The following is a 22,678-nucleotide window of genomic DNA, read 5'->3' as shown; positions in this document are numbered from 1 at the left end:
CCGCATTGGCGGGCACCCATTTCTGATATAAATTCTTTTACTTTATAGAAAATCTCATTAAACTTCGCGCTTGAATATTTAAAAAGGTCTTCACGATGCATGCTTTCATGCGTTCTTTAATTTTTGTTTTTTTGATTGCAAGTATTCCTGAGCAGACAATGGCTGCCAATGAGCGTCTGGTTTTTGCCCTGGATCTCATTCGTCATGGCGATCGAACCCCTTTTACTACCTTGCCCAATGCACCCCACCTATGGAGCGAGGGTGAAGGACAATTAACCGCTTTAGGCATGCAGCAAGAATATCAGTTAGGGGTAAAGTTACATCAACGCTATTTGGTTGATAATCAATTATTACCTGCAAGCTATCAAGCAAATACTATGTATGTGCGCTCAACAGAAGTCGATCGGACTATGATGAGTGCACAATCCTTGCTTATGGGTTTATATCCCCCGGGAACGGGACCAGTATTAGCAGATGCAAAGCCAGCATTACCCTCGCAGATACAACCTATTCCAATTCATGTAGTACCCGCAGCACAAGATAATGCATTGCTAATAGACCTTCGCACGAATGAATTTTCTGAGTTGCTTACTAACTACGTCTTTACACGTGCTGATTGGCAGCAAAAATCAGCCGAGTGGTCAGCACAATATGCACGCTGGAGCCAATTAACCGGTATGACAATTGACAATATGATCGATGTTATTAGTGTTGGTGACACCTTGAATACCTATATTGCTCATGATCTTGCATTACCCCAAGGCTTAAGCATCGAAGAGGCAAAGACTATGATTGCTGCAGGTAACTGGATTTTAGCTACCTTATTTAAGCCTCAACAAGTTGGCGATATTGCGGGCAAAGGCGCGTTAAATGAAATTAAAGAGCATCTACAGCGTGTGGCCGAACGAAGTTCAAAGACACAATTCGTCTTGCTGTCTGCTCATGATGTGACTCTGCTTGGAGTGATGAGTGCACTGCATGTGCCTTTAGATTCTGCACCACCTTATGCTTCTGATTTGAATTTTTCTGTTTATCAATCAGATTCAGATGAGCTTTTAATAAAAATAACCTATAACAATAAGCCAATACCGCTGCCAGGATGCGAGATCAATCATTGTTCTTTAGATCAATGGCTAAAACAAACTTAAGAAATGAGTTCGCATTGCCCTTATCATGATTTAACTCTCCATAGTGCTCGTGTATGCCCATTTTGCCTGTTTGTAATTTAACCTGTCATTTTCCAAATAATTTATTAAAGGAATTATACTAAAACCTCGTCATGAGAACTGCTCAACTTGACTGATGAGATTTAAATTAGATGGGTAATCTTACCCATGGAAAAACAAATACAAACAAATTAAATTCTGTGCAAATTTACAAAATCATTAGCACTTCAAGAGCTTTAATATGCCATCTTCCTCTCAAGAAATAACACTGACTATTCTTCCAGTCGACATTATTTGCTATTTAGCACTGAATTATCTGGATTATCAGTCGGCAGTTAATTTATTTAAAGAAATCATTATTAAGCATTTTTCGCTACAACACGCATTAACTTCTAATGAAGACCTATTTGATGAACTAAAGAAATTTAGAAGTTCTCATCCCTATAATCAGTGTGAGAATGTTCGCAAGCAACTATTTCCCAAAATCGCTGCCGGAGATTATGTGAGTTTTTATTTTCTTCCATCTGAAGGCTGGTTTGTTTGGGGTAGCAAAGATGCTGAACAACTTACAGGAATTCGGAGTAACCGGCCTCAAAAACTAAAACTTCCATTTGAAAGTCTTTCTTCGCAATTTTGGCAAAAACCTCAATTAAACATTGTTGATATCGCTTGTTATTCTTCCCGAACTTTCTTTTTAACAAGTGAGGGAAAAATTTATCAGACAGGAAAGGATTTTAGGGATAGGAATATTTCCCCTCCATTGAAATTTGTTAAGGAATTAGACAGCAAAAAAATTGTTAAACTTGCCTTAGGCAACAATCATATACTGGCTTTAACCGACAACGGCCAAGTCTATAGTTGGGGAAATAATGACTGCGGTCAATTAGGATTGGAACAACATGACGATTGCAACATACCACAATTAATTACTGCCTTCAAAAAGATAAGAATAACTGCTATTTTTGCTGGCCGTTCTACCTCATTTTGTCTTTCCGAAGAAGGAGAAGTTTATGCTTTCGGAGATAATGAAGCCAGTCAGTTAGGACTGGAAAATGTGAAAATGTGCATTAAGCCCCAACTCATTCCAGCCTTTAAGGACAAAAAAATTATTTCTATAGCCTGTGGTTATTCCCATACCTTATTTCTAAGCTATGAAAATGAAGTTTTTAGTACTGGCCTTAATATATCAGGTGCATTAGGAATTATAGGACTTCGCTCTACGAAAAAACCGACTCTCATTGACTCATTACGTCATAAAAAAATTACAATGATTACCACTTGCCTAACACATACCGTCTGTGTAGACGAACAAGGAAAAGTATACTCCTTTGGGAGAGATTATTCACAAGAATCTTTGATCTCTGCCGGATTCGGGATCCCTAAACTTGTTCCTATTCCAGAAGGTGAAGTTATTACAGCAGTAACTGCAGGAATTTACCATGTTCTATGTCTTAGTAAAAAAGGAGAACTTTATAGTTTTGGTTCTAACACCCATACACAATTAGGTCATGAGGAAAAGAAACCACACAAGGTTACTTTCTCTACAAATTTAGTGACCAATGATTCAGCTTTGCAAGAGTCACTAATTCTGAACAAAAAATGATGTGCTAACCTGAAAAAAATTTAGCTCGTAAATAGCTGCGATCTAAAAATAGAACGTGGATCATATTTTTTCTTAAGATTAAGCCAATCCTCATAAGAAGAACCAAAATGATTTTGCCAATAGTTTTGTGGTAAGTTCTGACCAAGGTAGCCTGATAGATAGCGTTTTCCACCCTGTGTTAAGAACAATGAATCCAGCATTTCAATGGTGTGCAGACAACCTGGAAGCAACTTTTCATTAACCCCTGGGGTTAGAATCATCACAGCAAAAACCTGTTCGCTATCTGGAAGCATAAAAAAGCCAACCTGAGGTTGTCTGGCAATAGGAACAATTTGCAGCACAGTCGCATAATACAAGGGCAATTGTTCCAAAATGGACTCAAGATTCATTAATAAATGCCCAGGAATAAAACATTCATACCAGGGATGAAGAAGATCCCACTGCCCCATAAGTTTCATCCCTTCAAAACGAGAATCATGACGATGTAAATAAGAGTCAATTTCCTCATCTTGGGTATGCAGGATTTTCCACGGTTGCAGTTGCTGACTAAGGTCTCCTAATTGAGGAGGCGTATTGTCGTATTCTTTGGCTACGTGCAGAGCAAATAGCCATTGTGCAAATGGCAAACGTTTTCCTGATGTGATTTTTGCACCTTGAATGGACGGAGAGCAAAAGGATTCAAGGTAATCCGCTTTATCCTTTAGGGTTTGTATATCATTAAGCCACTGCTCTTTGTCAAGATAAACCAGGAAAAAGGTTCTCACATTTTTTAAGCAAGGACGCAAATTGAGGCATGCTTTGGCGATGATTGCAACACGTCCTTGGCCCGAAAGACAGGCTCTAAAGAGGTCCGTTTTGGCCTCGACCATCTGCCGGCTACCGTCAGCAGTGATAACCTCAAGCGCTTTTACGTGAGAAATAACGTTACCGTATTTAAATGAAGACGCTCCTACTCCCCCCGCAGATAAAACGCCACCTACGGATAAATTACAGTTATAAGGAATAACATAAGGAATTTGAGAGCATTGCAGCGAGGTCTTAATTAATGCAGACCAACTTGTGTTGGCATCGACCCAGATAGATGCTTCCTCAAGAGAGCCAATCTGGTTTAATTTTTCTAAATGAACAGCCATTCCTCCTTCTACTGGCAGAGATTGCCCGCATTGACTTAAACCATTACCTCTAATGGTGAGAGGTAGATGATGTTGGTAGGCGTAATTTAAAAGGAGTTGAAGTTTTTCAGAAGAGCTTGGGAGACAAGCGGCAGCAGGAGAGGTTTGTGTTATCTTACCAAAATCACGTGAATAAAGGGTAAGCGTATGCTCATCGCTGAGCATCGCTTCACCAGTTTCTTTTTCACACTGCTTTATCTGAGACATATTCCAATGCATTTGCTGCATTTTTATTCCTTTCAGTAGCTAACTGTAGTCGTTTGTTACATGCAAGAATTAATCCATCAAACATCTTGTTAAATGCTTCATAACATCTGTCAATCATCTTGAGTGCTTCCCGACGAACATTAACAGGGACTGGCCACTCAAATAGTTTTCTTTCCATTTCTTCTTCGAAAATGGCATGTGCCATTTCAACTTCAAGATGAGAACTTGAGAAATATTTAAGATTTTTATCGGCACCTGTTTTCTTAACTTGTTTAACTACTTTTTCAAAGAAAACATGGCCTGAAGACTCTAATGTGAGTAATAAAGCGATATTTATTATTTCATCATCTGCTTTGTAAATTTCAGACATAATGGCATAGGCTGCATCACGGGTAAGCTGCGATTCTTTACTGTATAACCACGCTACATCATCTTTATTACATGATTCATCATGAGAGACTTTGCCTAAAAATTTCTTATCATGCAAAAACCATTTTTCATGACCCGCATCTTCTAAACGATGGTGACGAGCTACTTTTTTCAAATAGGGATCACTGACTCTCTCTTCATTTAAACGTAAAATATCTTGGAATGTCATTGCCCAAAAGGTCAATTCAGGAACAAAATAACTAATTTCTTCTAAACTATCTAATTGAGACAAGACTTCAAAAAAAGGATGATTCATAAATTCTTGTTGTTTGGAATCAATATAGGATTGTATAGTTTTCATAGTATTTGCCTCCACGGCATAAAATTGTTACTCAGGTAAGGTATTGCACCCTCCATGCCAAAATTTTTTGCCATTTGACGCAATTTTATTCAAAAAATCGGTTTTTTTTTCTTTATGACGTGGCAAAACCTCGGGAAGCGACAAAAAACTGTCCCCGAAATCAGGGGTGGTGACAAAATTTTGGCCAAATTACTCCTTTAAGTTAAAAGAGTTTTTATTTTCGAGTTTAAATTCGCCAAATTTTTGTCATATTGAAGCATTAAATCATCTACTTCGTTCCAATCTATCTCTTCAATTGACCTCACTTTTTTACAAATTTCATTTAATAACTGTTTTTGTAGCTCTCCATATGCCTTAGCTTTTGCATAAGGCGTATTGGTAAACATGACCAAAACATGTTTTGATACATAGATCTCTGGATAGCGGTGCATTAATTCTTGTTCTATTTGTTTTTTTAAATTGAACTTTTCATCACGTATATCTGTTTGAATTTCATGATAATTATCCATTGACATCGCAGATACAGCATCCGTATTAGGTTTACGAGAAGCAAAAAATGCGGGCATCACCTCTTGCCAATTATCTTGATAAGTATCTAAAAGCTCATTGAGAATGCGACAATCCTCAAAAGCGCTATTCATCCCCTGACCAAAAAAAGGCACTATCCCGTGAGCAGCATCACCAATCAATAGACATTGATCTGCAAAATACCAGGGAGCACACTTAATCGTACTTAAGTTTCCCGTTGGGTGATTTAAAAATTCACCAATTAAATCGGGCATAGCCTTGTAAGCATCGGGGAATTCTTTTTTAAAGAAAGCGTTAATAGCAATTTTATTATCAAGTTCTGCGAAGCTATTTTTACCCTCAAGAGCGAGGAATAAAGTCCCGGTAATTGAGTAATCTCGATTAGGATTTCCTAATAACATGAAGGAATCTCTCGGCCATAGGTGCAAATGCTCTGAGACAAAATCAGAAGAATAGCTTTTTGAAATAGACAACTCTTTGTAGCCATGTGGTAAAAAATTTCTTGAAGCAACAATGAGTTGTCTTCTAACCAACTCCTCTCGCACACGAGAACCTGCCCCATCGGCTCCAATCAATACGTCATACGATCTTGTAAGCTGCTCATGATTTTTAAGCTCAAAATGCAATAATTTTTTATCAATATCAAGGTTTACTAACTTCATATCAAAATATAAATGAATTCGTGGCTCACGCTCTGCAACATTCAGTAGTAAAGCATTCAACTCACTACGATGTATGGCATTAATATATTCATCTTTATGACGGCCAAAAGCTTGAAACTTTATCTCGCCATTCGATTCATGGATTGCTCTTGCAAACATAGGCACCATAATTTTTTCAACTTCAGACATTAGACTAATACTTGCCAATCCGGTAATCCCACGGCATGACAAAGCAAGATTAATGGAACGTCCCCGATCTAATTTTTCTGTTCTAATGTCAGGTCTTGATTCAAATACATTAACTTCATAACCTCTTCTGGCCATATAGAGCGACAATAACGTTCCAGCTAAACCAGAGCCAATAATGGTTATGCTCTTCATTTTTCTCTCCATTGCCATCTCAGGTCAATGAAGCCAGTTACATCGCTCCATCTACCCCAAGATTCGCTATCCATAAAATATATCCCATCACTATTTGAGGCAAAGTGATCAACTAATAGCTTACATCGACCTGATATTAGCTAGTACATAGTCAATACTCCTAAAAAACACGATCAATTTATAACCACTATAAAATTCCCAGCAATAATCGTACCTGCTGAAAAATTTCAGCATAAATTAATGTGATTTATAAAAAAATAGTATTTTCCCTAGATGGCTGTAGCCCAATGATTAAATATAAGAAATAATAAAGCTATTTGGGTTTATTGCTTGTCATTAAACACACATAGAATTTAAGATTTTTGGGGGCTGGCAGAAACATTTAGAGGTTCTTGCTCCTTTACTTCGCCAGTAAAAAGACTGTTTTCTGATACCGAGACTTTGGTTTCATCTAGCTTTTTTTGTTTGATATAGTGTTTTTCTTTTGGATAATCCCAAGCTTCATAGCACATGGGAACATGATGATTATAAGAAGTAAAAACTCGATTGCGGTAACTTGCTCGTAAAACCATAGCGTTTTGAGAACAGATGATTCTATCTTTAACGCCATTTGCCTTGGCAAGAATATCTTTCTGTAAAACAATAGGACCTGCAGAGCCCTCAAAAGGTAATAAATAATTTATGACCGCCCAAGGGTTTTCTTGCATATTCTCAAAATCAACTTCACCAAGAAAATAAGAGCGTTTTTCCCACCCAGGGATCGCAAATAATAGCTTCTTTATTCCAGGTGCATGGATTGGCTGAATCCGTAGATGAATCACGACCAATTACAACGAAAAAGTGATCAATCATCGGGTTATTAAATAATTCAATGTTAATGCCTCTACCAGAGGGTAGTAAATCAAGCAATCTATGCAAAACATTAAATGTCACGCAACCTTTTTCGCAACAATTGCCCACCCCATAAGCTTCTGCCAGAAAAGCAACATGTTGAATCCATTCAAGAGAATATAAAGGCTCCTCAATTTTTTCCTCACGCATTTTATTAAGAGAAGTTATAATTTTCTGACCAAAACTTGTTTGGATTTCACTTTCAGATAAACGATTGCTGGAACCCTTAATGACTGACATAGTATGTTCAAAGGCTTCTTGTGCGAGTCTAAAACGCTCTTTTGCAAAAGGGCTTTTAATGATTTCTTCAAGCGATTGTTTCATCTTTCTAAACTAAAAATCCGGGTATTTTTTTAAAAAATCTTTCAAAGCCTCGGGAGTATTAGGTGGTTTAAAATAATAGCCTTGTGCATAATCACAACCATGCTCAATAATAAAATCTTTTTGCAACTCTGTTTCTACACCTTCTGCCAATACTTCCAAATTTAAGCTATGTCCTAAATTAATAATAGCTCTGGCAATTGCTGCATCATTTTCTTTGTTTACCAACTCAGAAATAAAAGAGCGATCGATTTTTAATTTGTCGACAGGAAATTGTTTCAGATAAGACAGGCTGGAATACCCTGTACCAAAATCATCGATAACAAGCTTCACGCCCATGTCCTTTAATTGATACATCGTTTCTACAGCATGCTCAATATCATCTACCAATAAACTTTCAGTTAACTCAAGCTCAAGATATTTCGCTGCTAATCCAGTCATTTTTAAGACCTCACTAATGACCTTAGGTAGTTGACTTTGACGAAATTGACGACCAGAAATATTGACAGCGATCGTTAAATCTTCAAACCCCTCTTTATGCCATTTCACGGTTTGATTACAGGCTTCCTCTAATACCCACTTACCGATATCAATGATTAAGCCATTTTCCTCAGCCATACTAATAAAATCGACAGGAGAAACCTGGCCTAATAAATGACTGTTCCATCGTAATAAAGCTTCGAAGCCAAGGATTTTGTGCTTTTTTAAATCAATTAGTGGTTGAAAAACCAAATAAAATTCATTCCGCTTCATTGCATCATGCAAAGCATTATCAAGTTGCATGCGATTGATAACACGTCTATTCATTTCTTGTTCAAAGACTCGAAAGCTATTTCGACCACTGTCTTTGGCGTGATACATTGATAAATCAGCATTTTTCATTAAGGATTCATAATCAAGACCATCTTTTGGATAATAACTAATACCGATACTACCCGTTATTTTTAAACTGTGTTGGTCAATCTGAAATGGTTTCTCAATAAGATGCAGAATTTCTTGTGCCATTTGCTGCGCTTGCACTTCAGTACTGAGATCAGGAAGAAGAATAACAAACTCATCTCCTCCCAGCCGAGCCACTGTATCAAAGTCATTCGTTGCTATCAGTAAACGATTAGAAACAGCTTGCAATAACTTATCACCAATACTATGACCCAAAGTATCATTGGTCATTTTAAAGCGATCTAAATCAAGGAATAGAAAAGCAAGCAAGGATTTCTTTTTCTTTGCCTGTAAAATAGCCTGTTCCACCCTGTCCATTAATAAAACCCGATTGGGCAACTCTGTAAGAGAGTCATGGGTAGCCTGCCTAACCAATTGTTTTTCCATTTCACGGCGTTGTGTTATGTCATTAATAATGCCGATAAAATGTCTAATTTTACCGAAGGAATCACTCACCGGAGCCACACTAAGCTCAGACCAGTACATCTCGCCATTACGCCGATAACTTTCAAGCTCAACCGTTTCTTCTCGCTGTTCGCGTATAGCTAAATCAATCCGTTTTTGGTTAACTTGATCAACTTTACTACCTATAATTTGCGAAATATTTTGACCAACGATTTGTTTTTCACTGTATCCTGTAATGCGCTCAAACGATTTATTAACATAAATAATAGGCTGTTCTGCCTTCGTGATATCTATTATCGCTACTCCATGCGTACTTGCCTCAATCGCCCTCTCACGAATCCGCAACTCATCATCTGCCATAAGTTTTTGTGTAATATCACGAAAACTATAAACGCGTCCGACAATTTCAGACCCCACGCGTTGAGGTTGAGTATAGCGTTCGAAAATTCTTCCATCTTTAAAGTGCAATAAAGGTAACTCCCCTTGCCACTCAGGATTTTCATAGAGATATTGAACGTCAGCAACAACGGCAGCAGGATTACTTAGTTGCTCAAGAATATATTCAAATCCAATACTTTCAGTGCCAGATTCAAGCATATAGGAAGGAATACGCCACATTTCAACAAATTTTTGATTCCAATCAACTACTTGCCCTTTTCCATTTACCATCATGATGCCATCAGCAGTTGATTCTAAAGTAGCACGGAGTAAAGAAAGTGATTTTTCAAGTTCCAGATTTTTCTCAAGAATTTCACTGGTTTCGATTTTAATATTATCAGAAAGAGGTACTTTAATCGAACGCTGAAATTCAGGCTGATTGTGGTACCATTTCTCCAGCAATGAAGATAATTCAGGAGTAAATGAGAGAATACCCAACTCTTCACAGATGTTGGTAAGAGAGGGTTCCTTCCCCTGCTGTTTCACAGTTTCAGCGGCAGAGGCAACTTTTTCATAACTTATTTCTTGCCTACGCATTAATCCCTCACTAGAATTGCACAAACCTTTATTAAAATTATCAAATTCGCTTTAAGTTATTATATACTGCTCTTGAATTTTTTGCCGGGCAGCAATCTTAAACAAGGGAACATTTATATGGACAAAACTCACTTCGACACACGTGCAATCCATGCAGGCCAACAACCTGATCCTAGTACAGGTGCGGTAATGACTCCCATTTATACAACTTCAACTTATCGGCAAACTTCTCCAGGAGTACATCAGGGTTATGAATATTCCCGAACTCACAACCCAACAAGAAAAGCTTATGAAGACTGTATTGCTAATCTTGAATCAGGTCAACGCGGATTTGCTTTTGCTTCTGGGATGGCAGCAATAAATACAGTCGTAGATCTTCTTAATGCGGGCGATCATATCATTGCCACGGATGATCTTTATGGAGGCACGTTTAGATTATTTGACAAAGTAAAAACACGCACATCAAATCTCTCTTTTTCTTTTGTCGACATGACAAATATTAGCAGTATCGAAAAAGCCATTCGTCCGGAAACAAAAATGATTTGGGTAGAAACTCCCTCTAATCCCATGCTTAAGCTGGCTAATTTACGCGAAATTGCAGATGTAGCCAAACGTCACAAGTTAATTAGTGTCGCGGATAACACATTCGCCACCCCTTGGATTCAACGTCCTCTCGAACTTGGCTTTGATCTGGTTTTACATTCTGCCACTAAATATTTAAATGGCCATTCTGATGTAGTAGGTGGTGTTGTAATAGTCGGAGATAACCCCGAACTTGATGAAAAAATGGCTTTTCTGCAGAATTCATGTGGCGGAATAGCCGGTCCTTTTGATAGTTTTCTGGTATTAAGAAGTTTAAAAACTCTTTCGTTAAGAATGCAACGCCATTGTGAAAATGCAAGAAATTTAGCACAATGGCTGGAAAAACATTCTAAAATTGCAAAAGTAATTTACCCTGGTTTAGACAGTCATCCCCAACATGCGATAGCAAAAGAGCAAATGCATGACTTTGGTGGCATGATATCTATGGTTATTCATGGTGATTTAAACACTGCAACCCGCTTTTTAGCACGCTGTGAGTTATTTACACTTGCAGAAAGTTTAGGCGGTGTTGAGAGTCTAATTGAACATCCTGCTATAATGACTCACGCATCTGTTCCACCAGAAACACGTAGAAACCTGGGAATTGAGGATGGATTTATCCGACTTTCCGTCGGAATTGAACACATTGATGATTTAATTGCTGATTTAACTTATGCCCTCAGCTAAGAAATAGTCGAAATGCCTAATATGACTTATCCAATACACTTAGCCGGAGGAGTCATCTGGCTAAGTTTTCACTACAGTGAGTATCCTAATCCCGCTCTTGATTTGTAAATGGAGAAAATATTGAAAAATACAACACCATCGGGGGGTCAACTTCATGGCATTATAGCCATACTCATTCTGACTCTGACAACAACGTTAAGTTTTATTCCGGTTCTTTTTATGGGAATATTAAAACTTTTTCCAAACCGACGCTGGAAGCTCTTTTGCACAAAAATTGTAGATATAATAGCCAGTTTCTGGAGTGGCATAAACAATGCCTACATCAACCGCACTCATAAAATACACTGGGATATAGTAGGTCTTGAAAATCTTAGTCGTAAGAACTGGTATCTTATCATTGCTAATCATCAAAGCTGGCTTGATATTGTCGTCTTACAACGACTTTTTAATCGTAAAATACCAGTATTAAAATTTTTCATTAAAGATCAGCTAAAATGGGTACCTTTGTTAGGATTTGCATGGTGGGCCATGGGGTGTCCCTTCATGAAACGCTATTCTCGAGAATATCTTGCTAAAAAACCTCACAAAAAGGGCAAGGATCTGTTGGCAACCCGTAAAGCAATTGAGCTTTTTAAACACACGCCAGCAGCAGTTATGAATTTTGTTGAAGGAACACGTTTTAGCACTCAAAAAAATCAACATCAAAAATCACCCTACCAGTTTTTGTTAAAACCCAAAGCTGGGGGGATTAGTTTTGTCATTAGTACCATGGGACAACAATTCACTAGTCTACTGGATGTAACTATTATTTATTCTAACAAAAAACACTCTCTTTGGGATTTTTTGTGTCGTCGAGTTAATGCCGTTAAAGTGCGTATCAGACAACTCCCTATTCCGAGTCAATTTTTAAACTCTTCTCTCGTAGAAAATGATGATGCGCAGGCTGAGTTCAGAGACTGGCTTAATAATAGTTGGCAGGAAAAAGACAATTTAATTGCTAGCTTAAAAGCTTGAAGAACACCTGGTTGTCGCAAATGCACCAACCAGGCTACATCCCACGTCATCCAGACATACCGATGGATTCACCGGCAGTGGCATCGATGTTTCCCCTACGTCATTCCGAGCAAAGCGAGGAATCTCCAACAGCGGCACAATCTTTAAAGTAACGATGCTATAAATCCTTTTATTCCTAATCAATTTTATTAAGCATTTACCTTTGTTCGCTCAATGGCAAAGGACAGGGGTGTTATAACGTATACAATCCACATTGCAGGCGATCCCTCGCTTTGCTGGGGATGACGAGAAATAACGTACCGCGGTTTGTCCCACGTATCTAAGATTAAAATTCAACCATTAGGCTTTGGACGAATGTAATGCTACGGCGTTACCCTCTGTGTCCAGAATTATAGCTCTGTACCCATAAGGACCGATTTGTTCCTTATTTTTTAAAATCTCCGCCCCCTGCTCTTTTGCTGCTTTAATAGCATCATCAATACGACCATCAACATTAAGGTAAACTAAAGGACCGTTCTGTGAAGGCTTTCTATCCTCCATAACAGAAAGACAACCTGAAACATTATCTTCGGTGTGAGGTAGTAATCCAAACTCAAATCCATGTTCAGAGATTTTTTGCACAGATTTCCCTAGCAGCGCACTATAAAAATCAATAGCTCGATTCAAATCAATAACAGGGATATCTATCCAACAAAAAGTGTTTACAACGCTCATAATTTCCTCAGACAAATTATCAAAAAAACGATTTTACCACGCTTATTTAATCCGATTAACTATTTATCACAGTCTAAGTTTATTGCAGAATATTGATTATCAAACTATAGATGTTATGTTGAACTTCCTATTAATCGGGCTCTAATCGAGAGAAAGAAAAAAATGACCTCCTCTTCATTTCAAGGTTTTATTCCCTGGATAGTTTATTTTGTCTTGGCAGGATCTCAATATTTAGCCGATGAAGTAGCCGTCCTTGCTGCACTGGCCGCCACAATAATTTTTAACTTTAAAAATTTGCGTAAAAAATTCATTCTTGATTGGGGTACTCTACTCTATTTTGCTTTTCTTTCGGTGATGTACCTACTGCCTGTGGGAAATTGGTTTAATCAAATTGCATTTTTATTATCTAATGTGGTTCTTGCACTGATTATGTGGGTTTCAATTATCATTAAAAAACCATTTAGCATGCAGTATGCAAAAGAAGGTGTAGATGAAATTTTCTGGATAACCCCCACATTTAAATATATTAATTATGCTATTTCCCTAGTGTGGGCATTAGCACTGTCTTTGATGGCAATAGACGGTTTATTACAGTCTTCCGGGGTTGCTTCTGACTGGGTTGCTGATTTCATTTTAGTTTCACTATTTGTTATAGCTATCTGGTTTACCAACTGGTTTCCCGACTGGTATCAAGGTTTTCTCTTTAAAAAATTTAGTAAGAAAAAAGATGATGTTCGCAAAAATCCTTACTTGCAAGGTAATTTTGCACCCATTCAAGATGAATTATTCGTTACTGATCTGCCAATAGAGGGTGAATTACCTAAAGAGCTATCAGGAATTTATATGCGCAATGGACCAAATCCTCTTTTTGAGCCTCTTTCCTATACGTTTCCCCTGGATGGAGATGGCATGTTACACGCCGTTTATATTAATGAAGGCAAGGCAAATTATCGTAATCGATTTGTTGAAACCAAAGGATTAATTGCAGAAAAAAAAGCAGGGCGCCCGCTGTATGGAGGTATCGCCAGACCAATACCAGTCGATCCAAGGCTCATTGGTAAGGATGGCGATCGGGGTCCAGTTAAAGATGGCGCTTTTATCCATATTATTCGTCATGCAGAACAATACCTTGCCCTGTACGAATCAGGCCCAGCCTACGACGTTTCCTCACAACTCAAAACGATTGGAGAATGGTGCCCACCAGGTGGAACTCGGCCATTTAACGTCAATGCTCATACTCGATTAGACCCTGAAACAGGCGAACTTTATGCCTTTACCTACAACCTGCAATCTCCTTACTTGCAATACTATGTTTTAAACAAAGAAGGAAATCTTACCCATAATATTCCTATTGAGAAATCGACACCCTCAATGATGCATGATTTTATACTCACAAAAAATTACATTGTCTTTTTTGATTGTCCGGCGGTTTTTGACTTAAGCAAATTAGCAACAGGGGGTAACTTGCTTAGTTGGCAACCAGAGTTGGGAGTAAAGATTATCGTTGTAAATCGCCAAACCAATGAAATGTTTAGCATCGAAGCAGAGACATTTTTTGTCTATCATTTTGCGAATGGATTTGAACAGAATAATCACCTCATCATTGATTATGTCCGACATGCAAAACTAGCGCTACAAAAGGATACGACAGCATCCGCCAAACCGCCTGTGTTATACAGAACAGTTATAGATTTACAGACTAAAATGGCCATCCACACACAACTCGATGATTATCCTGTGGAATTTCCGCGTATTAACGAAGAGAGAATATCAAAGCCTAATCGCTACATTTACATTCCTACAAGAACAGCGGGAGAGCAATTTAACGCCTTAATAAAATACGATTTAGAAAAACAAATACCCATCGTGCATGATTTTGGTGAAAATGCCGAAGTTGGCGAAGCAGTGTTTGTACCCAATTCCTCTAGAAAAACTGAAGACGATGGGCTCATCGCACTATTCGTTTATGATAAACGCGAAGGAAAAAGTGACTTTATCTTTCTTAATGCCCAAACTTTTGTAGACGAGCCTGTAGCTAAAATTAAATTACCACACCGCGTGCCCCATGGCTTACATGGCTCCTGGATGCCAGGGCCATGGTAATAAAGGTAATTAATGATAAAAATCCAAATACCATTTAACAAATCGAGAAACTCCTTCGCGAAAATCAATTTTTGGACGATAGCCTAATTCTTCTTGTAAGCGATTCGTATCAGCATGCGTGGATACAACATCGCCAGCTTGCATGGGCAAGAATTCTTTTAAAGCTTTTTTACCTGTAGTTTCTTCAATGGCTGCAATGTAATCCAATAAATTCACCGGATTACCACAACCAATATTATAAATTCTATAAGGTGCATAGCTACTCGCCGGATTCGGCTCATTCGATGACCAGGATTCATCGGGTGCCGCTATATTATCAATCGCCAAAGAAACTCCAGCAACAATATCGTCAATGTAGGTAAAATCACGCTGCATATGCCCATGATTGTAAACTTTAATTGCTTTGCCCGCTAAAATGTCTCGGGTAAATGAGAAAAAGGCCATATCGGGTCTCCCCCAAGGCCCATATACTGTAAAAAAGCGTAACCCCGTCGTTGGTAATTGATATAAATGAGAATAGGAATGGGCAATAAGTTCATTGGCCTTTTTAGTAGCAGCATAAATAGTTAATGGATGACTTACAGCATCTGTTTCTTTATTAGGCTGCACACCATTTGCCCCATAAACTGAACTTGTAGATGCATAAACCAGATGTTCGACTTGATGACGATGGCAAGCTTCAATAATTGTACTAAAGCCCACTACATTAGATTGGACATAAACTTCAGGATGACTCAATGAATAGCGAACGCCCGCTTGCGCTGCCAAATTAACAACTCGCTCAGGTTTGTGACGAGTAAAAATTTCATTAACAGCGACAGGATCCCCAATATCCGCTTGATAAAATTGAAAATTTGGGTAATTTTGTAATAATTCCAAACGCGCTTGCTTTAGACGAACGTCATAGTACTCATTCAGATTATCTATAGCAATCACGGAATCTCCACGCTCCAAGCGAAGTTTTGCCAAATGAAAACCAATAAATCCAGCTGCACCCGTGATTAATAAACGCATAATTGATCCCATGCTCCTAAATAACCGACAAGTATACTCGCTATATTTCTGCCTGGAAACTAAAGGAATTTAAATCTCTTGTCTCCTACTAAGGAAAATCAATAATGTGACATTCTGGGTAAATTTACCCATGGGTTTACTTTAAACAAAATGTAAAATACAAATCATTTTTTATTGATAAAGAACAACTATTTTTAGAAATGACTATATGAATGAAAAATCAGAATCCCCAAGCACTGACACTTATAAAAAAACCAAGATTGCAAATGAACCTTTTCGTGACACAAATGACTGGATTACAGGATTACCTACAGAGGTTTGGCTACAAATATTAGGCTATGTTCATCATCAACATAATCTAAATTATCACCAATTTTTTAAACCAACTTACGCAAGAGTGAGTAAACTATTTAATGCTTGTGCCAATACATTAAGTAAATTGCCTTCTGAGAAAAGTTATCAACTCATGGCATATTGTTTAATCGGTAAAGTAATGGTCCAAAAATTAATTGAAGACTTTAAATTTCCGCGTGAAAACCAGTATCAACTTTTATTTAATCATATCTGTGTAGAAGTAGCGAAAATTTCTCGACACCATTCTTTCAACGATCTCGAAAAATTTACTAATAATATTATCAATTATTGTAAAGAAACTGACTTATTCGTATTTAAAAAACCGACATTTTCAGGATACCAGCGGAAAGACTTTCTTTCTTTATTCTTCAATCTTACCAAAGAAAAATATCAATTATTGACTGCTTTAACACCCAATGAGGATTGTTATTTTGCACTGATGGCTTTGGCCTATATTCAAAAAAATAAATCACTCGAAGCCATTGAGCAATTAGCTTGCTTCTTTGCCGAAACAGGTTTTTTAAAAGGAACCCTATTCATTTTGGAATTCTGCCAAGGATTTAACGTATGGTGCACCCCCAATCCACAATGCTCGCTGCAGTCCAACAAAAATGACTTTTTATTGAATGTATTAAAATATTCACTTAAATGGCCAGATGTAGGCACGTCTATTGGATATTATATAATGGAGCACTACCATTTTTACTATGACGCAAACTTTATACTTAGCAGTATTTATCAATGCAAGGTTTTTACACCTGCCATTAAACTCTTGTTGAATGATGTTCGACATTATCAATCCTCAACAGAAATGTTAAAAATTATTGCCTTAATCGCCCCAGCGTTGGCTAGTCATTACTCTCTACACAGCTTTCATGGACAACTTTCAGCAGAAATTATAGAGAAATTGCAAATAATGAATAAATTTGTCAAATTATTTGCTTCAAATTTTCACTTTGATGAAGGTGAATTAAACTTTTATACTCTGCCAGACAGGCTAGATAGGTTTGAAGAGGATATGCTTACAATAGTCTATTCAGCAGTAAGAATAATCACTAGCTATATAGAGCACGAATCCTCCCAAACCATGTCTCATACTCTACCTGCTCTTCTCTCTAATAGAATAACGCAAATAGAATTAGTAGGTGATTTGGCTGAGTTCTTTAATGCCCCTTCTCAAATTTCTGATAATCAAACCCTGTTTTACCAGGAAGTTGCAGATTTATGTCAGCAAATACCTTTGCATAAGAGCCTGCAATAGACCCCAAAGATACTTATCGTGTGGGTAAATTTACCCATGCGATTGCAACACGTAACGTGTGTAGAGTAAATCTACTTTATTTATTGTTCGCGAAGCTTTTGATAAGCTGCATTTGTTTTTTTTGCGTTGTGGCAAACTTGCCGATTAACAATATTTTTAGATACATCAGGGATTATTATGTCATTAAAGGATTGGGTAGGATTTGGGGCTTTCAGCCTATTTTTATTTATGATGTCAGTAGCAAAGGCAGGTAGTCCATTATGGACTTTTCAGCCGTTACCTAATACCAAAACCACGCTGACAGTGCCTGCCAATAGTACAGCTTTGGTGCAATACCGGGTGACTAATCAATCAGACAGACCACACACTTTAGTAATGCAAAAGATTTCTGGAATTACACAAATAACAACAGGTCTTGAGATTTGCGGCAACTCATTTGTTTTGCAGGGTCATAGTTCCTGTATCCTCTCTTTGCAAATAAATGGTAGTCAATTAAATTATCCGATTAATGATGGGCCATATGTTTGTCAGCAAGGATCCCGAATTTGTTATCGACCCAGTGTACCGGATATTTTACACATAACTCAGGCACCACCGACAACAAATGCGACAATAAGCGTCACTGGCTCCCCACTAACATTATCAACAAACGGAGGAAATCGTCAGTTAATCATTCGTAACCTCTCCAGTGAATTAGCCGCGACCAATATTACTTCTAATTTTTCAGGCACCGCCCTCAATGGTAATGTGACTGAAACAGGTAATACTTGTGCTTATGTACCGCCAGGAGGTAACTGCACCTTAACCTATACACCCGGCAATACGGTGGTGCCACAAACAAATTTCATAATTCAAGGCTCAAATACAAATGCGCTAGTGGCGGCGATTACAATACAGTCAGGAAGCGCCGTAATCAGCGTCGCGGGTTCACCGTTGACATTAGCAGTAAATGGGGCCACTGGTCAGTTAATCATTACTAACACCTCCACCGAAATGACGGCTACAAATGTTACTTCTAATTTTAATGGTACAGCGCTTGATGGAAATGTGACTGAAACAGGAAATAACTGTGCGAGTATCTCGCCGGGAGGTAGTTGTATTTTGACCTATACACCTGGCAGTACAGCGGTACCACAAACGAATTTTACTATTCAAGGCACGAATACAAATGCGCTAGTGGCAGCGATTGCAATACAGTCAGGAAGCACATTAACTGCTGTTAGTCCCACTTCTGGTGTAGCTGCCGGCGGCGTTGGAGTCACTTTAACTGGAACTGCATTAACAGGAGCTACGGCTGTGAGATTTGGAGGTGTCTCTGCTACCAGTGTTAATGTAGTCAATTCAACTACAGTGACGGCGGTTACGCCTGCTCATACGATAGGTGTTGTCGATGTGGTCATTGATACACCCGCAGGGGGAGCGACACTTGCAAATGGCTTTACTTATGTGACAACAGCTGTGGGCCTGTCTTCAAATGGCGGTATTATTGCTTGCTTAAATGGAGGTTTCAACAATTTGATCGCAGCTACTACAAATATTAGTAGTGGTATTCAATGGGGGGGTATGGGTATTTTAGTCCCTGGGGCAGGCAGTACTACCAACGGCGCAACAAATACTACGGACATTGTTAATGAATTAACAGGTAATCAAGGTATTCCCTTGGCCAACTATGCTGCAGGCCTTTGTAGTGACTATGCAATTGATTCGCAAGGTAATTCGCCTTGTCTGCCAAATAATACTTGCTATAACGATTGGTTTTTGCCAGCAGGCAACAATATCTCAGCGTCAGGACAACTCAACTGCCTGTATGTGAATCGTGTTGCTATCGGTGGTTTTCCCGCTGTCTCTAACTATTGGAGTTCCACGCAAGACTACAGTGGTATACCGTCTGATTTCGTTTGGACTCAAAATTTCTTCAGTAGTTTTCAAGGCCCTGGCAATAAGGATGGTTTTCGTTACGTCAGATGTGTACGAAATTTTACTCCGTAGAACTTTAACGGGTAACTGGCTTTTGAACAGTTACCCTTCCGGCATTTCTATAAACTCTTTGATTAGGTATACTAACTTGCCAGTTTATTAACCGATGAAATTTATGAACTCATTACAAACCACCATTGAACTTGGGTTTGACCAACGCCAAGAATTATCGCCCGAAACAGCATCCAAAGAGATCGTCAGTGCAGTTAATGAAGTGATTGATGGTTTAGATCAAGGTCATTTTCGTGTTGCTGAAAAAATCAATGGTCAATGGGTAGTTCATCAATGGATTAAAAAGGCAGTATTGCTCTCTTTCAAATTAAACTCTAATCAGGTTATCGATGCTGGCTTTTGTAATTTCTACGATAAAGTCCCTCTTAAATTTGCAACCTGTAACAGCAATGATTTTGAGCAAATTGGCGCACGCGTTGTTCCTCATGCCATGGTAAGACGTGGAGCTTTTGTCGGCAAAAATACAGTACTCATGCCGTCCTATGTCAATATTGGCGCTTATATTGATGAAGGGGTCATGGTTGACACCTGGGCTACCGTTGGCTCCTGTGCTCAGATTGGTAAAAATGTTCACCTGTCAGGGGGCGCGGGGATTGGTGGTGTTTTAGAGCCACTTCAAGCGAACCCCACTATCATTGAAGACAATTGCTTTATTGGCGCCCGTTCAGAAGTCGTTGAAGGTGTCATCGTTGAGCGTGATTCTGTGCTCTCTATGGGAGTATTTTTAGGCCAAAGTACAAAAATTTATAATCGCCTCACTGGAACCATTAGTTATGGTCGCATTCCTGCTGGCTCAGTTGTTGTTCCAGGCAATTTACCTAGCGAAGATGGTCGTTATAGTCTTTATTGTGCTGTTATCGTTAAACAGGTTGATGAAAAAACTCGTGCCAAGGTTAGCATTAATGAATTGCTAAGAGATATTAAGTAAGATGAATACATTAAAATCCTTGCTTGCCACCCTTGTTGGCTTCCCATCAGTCACTCCTCTTGATGCTGGTTGCCAGGACTATATGATTCAATTTCTTGAGCAATTAGGTTTTCAATGTCAACGGTTTAATAGTTCCCCAGTAGCTAATTTTTTTGCGCGTTTGGGTAGCACCTCTCCCTTGATAATCTTTGCAGGTCATACTGATGTTGTACCAGTTGGCGAAGAAAAAAAATGGAATACGGATCCTTTTATCTTACAAGAGCTAGATGGCATGCTTTATGGTCGTGGTACAGCCGACATGAAGGGTAGTCTGGCGGCAATGATGATTATGGCGGAACGTTTTGTACAAACCAATCCTAATTTTTCAGGGAGTCTTGGATTTTTAATTACCAGTGCTGAAGAAGGAGATGATTTTGCCCTTGGCACTCCTCATGTCATGGCAGAGCTTAATAAACAGGGTATTAAACTTGATTTTTGCATAGTTGGCGAACCTTCAAGTACACAATACCTGGGTGATGTTATTAAAATTGGGCGTCGTGGCTCATTAACGGGAAAAGTTTTAATACATGGAAAACAAGGTCATGTAGCTTACCCACATTTAGCAGAAAACCCCATCCATAGGATTAGCCCGGTACTAGCCGAACTAACAAGTATAAAATGGGATGAAGGGAATCAACATTTCCCCCCTACTTCCTTACAAATTACTCACATCAAAGCTGGTGGGCAGGCTTCCAATATTATTCCTGGTGAACTGACTTTGCATTTTAATTTTCGCTTTTCAACAGAGCAAACAGCAGAGTCATTAAAAAATGCAGTGGAAGACTGTTTCAAACGCTATGGATTACAATCTATCATTCAATGGCAATTAAATGGTGAACCCTTTTTAACCGCCCATGGTCAATTAATTACTAGTTGCATCAAAGCAATTCAAAAATTTACTGATAGAACACCGGAATTATCTACGAGCGGAGGTACCTCCGATGGTCGTTTTATTGCTCCCTATGGAGTTGAAGTCATTGAGTTAGGACCGGTTAATGCAACTATTCATCAAGTTAATGAATGCGTTTCTTTGGATGATCTGGATAGACTCGCTTTAATTTATCAAGCTATTTGTGAAGAAATTTTGCTGAAGTAGTTGGATTGCTTCTATCGACTATGCCTTAGCCTGTCTGAGGCATCCAACAATGTTTGAGGATATTAATTTATAACCTTTCACGCCTCAGGATGACCTGAGGCGTTACGACGAAGGATCTCCTAAAGGGGGCATTATCTTTTAGGTCAAATACTTATGTCATATTCAGGGAACCCTTCTGATGACGCAGGCATGAACGTTACTTAATCTTTTATGCCGCATTCATCTTTATTTAAATGGAGTTTATAAAAGCCCTCGCCGTCTAATTCATAATAATAAAAAAAATCAATATTATTTTTTAAAATCCACTTAACACTTTCATTGTTACAAGCTGACGGTTTAACTGCACCAACCAATTGCTGCACTGCTTCATTATAATTTGTATGCAGGAAATTAAGTTCTCCTTTACTAAAATTCACCAGACGGTAGTAATAAGATAGAGAATGATCACCTGGTACAACTTTGTATAACTCCATGTGCTTGTTAATTTGTGTAGGTAAAGATTGATTAAGAATTTCAGCCTGTTGAACTAGTATCTGATTAATATCTTTATTTTCTTTAAAAAATTTATTAAATAATCCTATATCCAAAGAAAGAAGAATTGCTACGGCTCCAAAAAAAACCGCAAGTTGGGATAGCGCTGCCAGAAGCTCTGCCCCTGTATATTTACTCGCACTTCTCCAAATAGAAACCAATATGAACGTAGCATAACCGAGCCAAAGTACTATTAGCAGATAGAGTGGAATAATCCCATATTTACTAATAAATTCCTCATCATTGGCATAACCAATTAACAACCTTCCTAAGCTGATCATTAATACGCCAAATATCCAAAAAGTTATCCATAATGGCATATCGCCTTGCCACAATTTTTTAAACATGTGCAAATCCTTAGCCCAGATAGTTAAAAGTATATCATT

19 protein-coding genes are annotated in these 22,678 nt (G+C 38.3%); 10 read left to right on the top strand and 9 right to left on the bottom strand.

Features of this window, described 5'->3' with window-relative positions; genetic code table 11:
* Positions 1-95 precede the first annotated feature (95 nt).
* Positions 96-1,148: a histidine phosphatase family protein gene (locus tag PXX05_RS04000; protein ID WP_275089770.1), complete on the top strand. Its 1,053-nt coding sequence runs from the start codon at positions 96-98 to the stop codon at positions 1,146-1,148.
* 259 nt (positions 1,149-1,407) lie between these two features.
* Positions 1,408-2,769, top strand: coding sequence for an RCC1 domain-containing protein (locus PXX05_RS03995; RefSeq protein WP_275089769.1), 1,362 nt, complete (start codon positions 1,408-1,410; stop codon positions 2,767-2,769).
* A 20-nt stretch (positions 2,770-2,789) separates the two neighbouring features.
* Here the strand turns inward: PXX05_RS03995 and PXX05_RS03990 are convergent, their stop codons facing one another.
* The 6 genes from PXX05_RS03990 to PXX05_RS03965 all read right to left on the bottom strand — a co-directional run bounded on the left by PXX05_RS03990 (position 2,790) and on the right by PXX05_RS03965 (position 9,980).
* On the bottom strand, positions 2,790-4,169 hold the full coding sequence (locus PXX05_RS03990; protein ID WP_275089768.1) for an FAD-binding oxidoreductase: 1,380 nt from the start codon (positions 4,167-4,169) through the stop codon (positions 2,790-2,792).
* A complete protein-coding gene (locus tag PXX05_RS03985) occupies positions 4,126-4,878 on the bottom strand; it encodes a hypothetical protein (RefSeq protein WP_275089767.1) in 753 nt (250 codons plus the stop codon). Before PXX05_RS03985 ends, PXX05_RS03990 begins: the two co-directional genes overlap by 44 nt.
* A gap of 197 nt (positions 4,879-5,075) precedes the next feature.
* Positions 5,076-6,449, bottom strand: coding sequence for an FAD-dependent oxidoreductase (locus PXX05_RS03980; protein WP_275089766.1), 1,374 nt, complete (start codon positions 6,447-6,449; stop codon positions 5,076-5,078).
* 353 nt (positions 6,450-6,802) lie between these two features.
* Entirely contained in the window at positions 6,803-7,156 is a 354-nt protein-coding gene (locus PXX05_RS03975) for a hypothetical protein (protein ID WP_275089765.1), read from the bottom strand.
* Between the two features lie 16 nt (positions 7,157-7,172).
* Entirely contained in the window at positions 7,173-7,664 is a 492-nt protein-coding gene (locus tag PXX05_RS03970) for a hypothetical protein (protein ID WP_275089764.1), read from the bottom strand.
* 9 nt (positions 7,665-7,673) lie between these two features.
* A complete protein-coding gene (locus tag PXX05_RS03965; protein ID WP_275089763.1) occupies positions 7,674-9,980 on the bottom strand; it encodes a bifunctional diguanylate cyclase/phosphodiesterase in 2,307 nt (768 codons plus the stop codon).
* Positions 9,981-10,097: 117 nt separating this feature from the next.
* Between PXX05_RS03965 and PXX05_RS03960 the strand changes: the two genes are divergently transcribed.
* From PXX05_RS03960 to PXX05_RS03950, 3 genes are all read left to right on the top strand, one after another.
* Entirely contained in the window at positions 10,098-11,249 is a 1,152-nt protein-coding gene (locus PXX05_RS03960) for a cystathionine gamma-synthase (RefSeq protein ID WP_275089762.1), read from the top strand.
* A 120-nt stretch (positions 11,250-11,369) separates the two neighbouring features.
* Positions 11,370-12,263, top strand: a complete 894-nt coding sequence (locus PXX05_RS03955; RefSeq protein ID WP_275089761.1) for an acyltransferase — start codon at positions 11,370-11,372, stop codon at positions 12,261-12,263.
* Positions 12,260-12,415 carry a hypothetical protein gene (locus tag PXX05_RS03950; protein WP_275089760.1) on the top strand — a complete coding sequence of 52 codons (156 nt, stop codon included), beginning with the start codon at positions 12,260-12,262 and terminating at the stop codon, positions 12,413-12,415. The genes PXX05_RS03955 and PXX05_RS03950 overlap by 4 nt, the downstream gene beginning before the upstream one ends.
* A 187-nt stretch (positions 12,416-12,602) precedes the next feature.
* Here the strand turns inward: PXX05_RS03950 and PXX05_RS03945 are convergent, their stop codons facing one another.
* Positions 12,603-12,977, bottom strand: a complete 375-nt coding sequence (locus tag PXX05_RS03945) for a VOC family protein (protein ID WP_275089759.1) — start codon at positions 12,975-12,977, stop codon at positions 12,603-12,605.
* Between the two features lie 162 nt (positions 12,978-13,139).
* Here PXX05_RS03945 and PXX05_RS03940 point away from each other — a divergent pair, with 162 nt between their 5' ends.
* Positions 13,140-15,080: a carotenoid oxygenase family protein gene (locus tag PXX05_RS03940; RefSeq protein ID WP_275089758.1), complete on the top strand. Its 1,941-nt coding sequence runs from the start codon at positions 13,140-13,142 to the stop codon at positions 15,078-15,080.
* Between the two features lie 9 nt (positions 15,081-15,089).
* Here the strand turns inward: PXX05_RS03940 and PXX05_RS03935 are convergent, their stop codons facing one another.
* Positions 15,090-16,094, bottom strand: a complete 1,005-nt coding sequence (locus PXX05_RS03935; protein WP_275089757.1) for an NAD-dependent epimerase — start codon at positions 16,092-16,094, stop codon at positions 15,090-15,092.
* A 208-nt stretch (positions 16,095-16,302) separates the two neighbouring features.
* Between PXX05_RS03935 and PXX05_RS03930 the strand changes: the two genes are divergently transcribed.
* From PXX05_RS03930 to dapE, 4 genes are all read left to right on the top strand, one after another.
* Positions 16,303-17,709, top strand: coding sequence for a hypothetical protein (locus tag PXX05_RS03930; protein ID WP_275089756.1), 1,407 nt, complete (start codon positions 16,303-16,305; stop codon positions 17,707-17,709).
* A gap of 177 nt (positions 17,710-17,886) precedes the next feature.
* The gene (locus PXX05_RS03925) at positions 17,887-19,698 is read left to right on the top strand and encodes an IPT/TIG domain-containing protein (protein ID WP_275089755.1); all 1,812 of its coding nucleotides are present in this window, start codon (positions 17,887-17,889) and stop codon (positions 19,696-19,698) included.
* A gap of 103 nt (positions 19,699-19,801) precedes the next feature.
* On the top strand, positions 19,802-20,626 hold the full coding sequence (gene dapD, locus PXX05_RS03920) for a 2,3,4,5-tetrahydropyridine-2,6-dicarboxylate N-succinyltransferase (protein ID WP_275089754.1): 825 nt from the start codon (positions 19,802-19,804) through the stop codon (positions 20,624-20,626).
* Position 20,627: 1 nt separating this feature from the next.
* Positions 20,628-21,761 (top strand): succinyl-diaminopimelate desuccinylase, encoded by a 1,134-nt coding sequence (dapE, locus tag PXX05_RS03915; RefSeq protein ID WP_275089753.1) that lies wholly within the window; start codon positions 20,628-20,630, stop codon positions 21,759-21,761.
* A 200-nt stretch (positions 21,762-21,961) separates the two neighbouring features.
* Here dapE and PXX05_RS03910 read toward each other — a convergent pair whose 3' ends face one another.
* Entirely contained in the window at positions 21,962-22,639 is a 678-nt protein-coding gene (locus PXX05_RS03910) for a hypothetical protein (RefSeq protein WP_275089752.1), read from the bottom strand.
* Positions 22,640-22,678: the final 39 nt, after the last annotated feature.

Source organism: Legionella cardiaca (genome assembly GCF_029026145.1).
GTDB lineage: Bacteria > Pseudomonadota > Gammaproteobacteria > Legionellales > Legionellaceae > Tatlockia > Tatlockia cardiaca.
This window is presented reverse-complemented; position numbering and strand designations above follow the sequence as displayed.

Coding starts and splice junctions, on each gene's coding strand:
- PXX05_RS03990 (WP_275089768.1), bottom strand. CDS start 4,169: ATGCAGCAAATGCATTGGAATATGTCTCAGATAAAGCAGTGTGAAAAA.
- PXX05_RS03980 (WP_275089766.1), bottom strand. CDS start 6,449: ATGAAGAGCATAACCATTATTGGCTCTGGTTTAGCTGGAACGTTATTG.
- PXX05_RS03935 (WP_275089757.1), bottom strand. CDS start 16,094: ATGCGTTTATTAATCACGGGTGCAGCTGGATTTATTGGTTTTCATTTG.
- dapD (WP_275089754.1), top strand. CDS start 19,802: ATGAACTCATTACAAACCACCATTGAACTTGGGTTTGACCAACGCCAA.
- PXX05_RS03930 (WP_275089756.1), top strand. CDS start 16,303: ATGAATGAAAAATCAGAATCCCCAAGCACTGACACTTATAAAAAAACC.
- PXX05_RS03925 (WP_275089755.1), top strand. CDS start 17,887: ATGTCATTAAAGGATTGGGTAGGATTTGGGGCTTTCAGCCTATTTTTA.
- PXX05_RS03910 (WP_275089752.1), bottom strand. CDS start 22,639: ATGTTTAAAAAATTGTGGCAAGGCGATATGCCATTATGGATAACTTTT.
- PXX05_RS03995 (WP_275089769.1), top strand. CDS start 1,408: ATGCCATCTTCCTCTCAAGAAATAACACTGACTATTCTTCCAGTCGAC.
- PXX05_RS03970 (WP_275089764.1), bottom strand. CDS start 7,664: ATGAAACAATCGCTTGAAGAAATCATTAAAAGCCCTTTTGCAAAAGAG.
- PXX05_RS03945 (WP_275089759.1), bottom strand. CDS start 12,977: ATGAGCGTTGTAAACACTTTTTGTTGGATAGATATCCCTGTTATTGAT.
- PXX05_RS03940 (WP_275089758.1), top strand. CDS start 13,140: ATGACCTCCTCTTCATTTCAAGGTTTTATTCCCTGGATAGTTTATTTT.
- PXX05_RS03960 (WP_275089762.1), top strand. CDS start 10,098: ATGGACAAAACTCACTTCGACACACGTGCAATCCATGCAGGCCAACAA.
- PXX05_RS03965 (WP_275089763.1), bottom strand. CDS start 9,980: ATGCGTAGGCAAGAAATAAGTTATGAAAAAGTTGCCTCTGCCGCTGAA.
- dapE (WP_275089753.1), top strand. CDS start 20,628: ATGAATACATTAAAATCCTTGCTTGCCACCCTTGTTGGCTTCCCATCA.
- PXX05_RS03975 (WP_275089765.1), bottom strand. CDS start 7,156: ATGCAAGAAAACCCTTGGGCGGTCATAAATTATTTATTACCTTTTGAG.
- PXX05_RS03985 (WP_275089767.1), bottom strand. CDS start 4,878: ATGAAAACTATACAATCCTATATTGATTCCAAACAACAAGAATTTATG.
- PXX05_RS04000 (WP_275089770.1), top strand. CDS start 96: ATGCATGCTTTCATGCGTTCTTTAATTTTTGTTTTTTTGATTGCAAGT.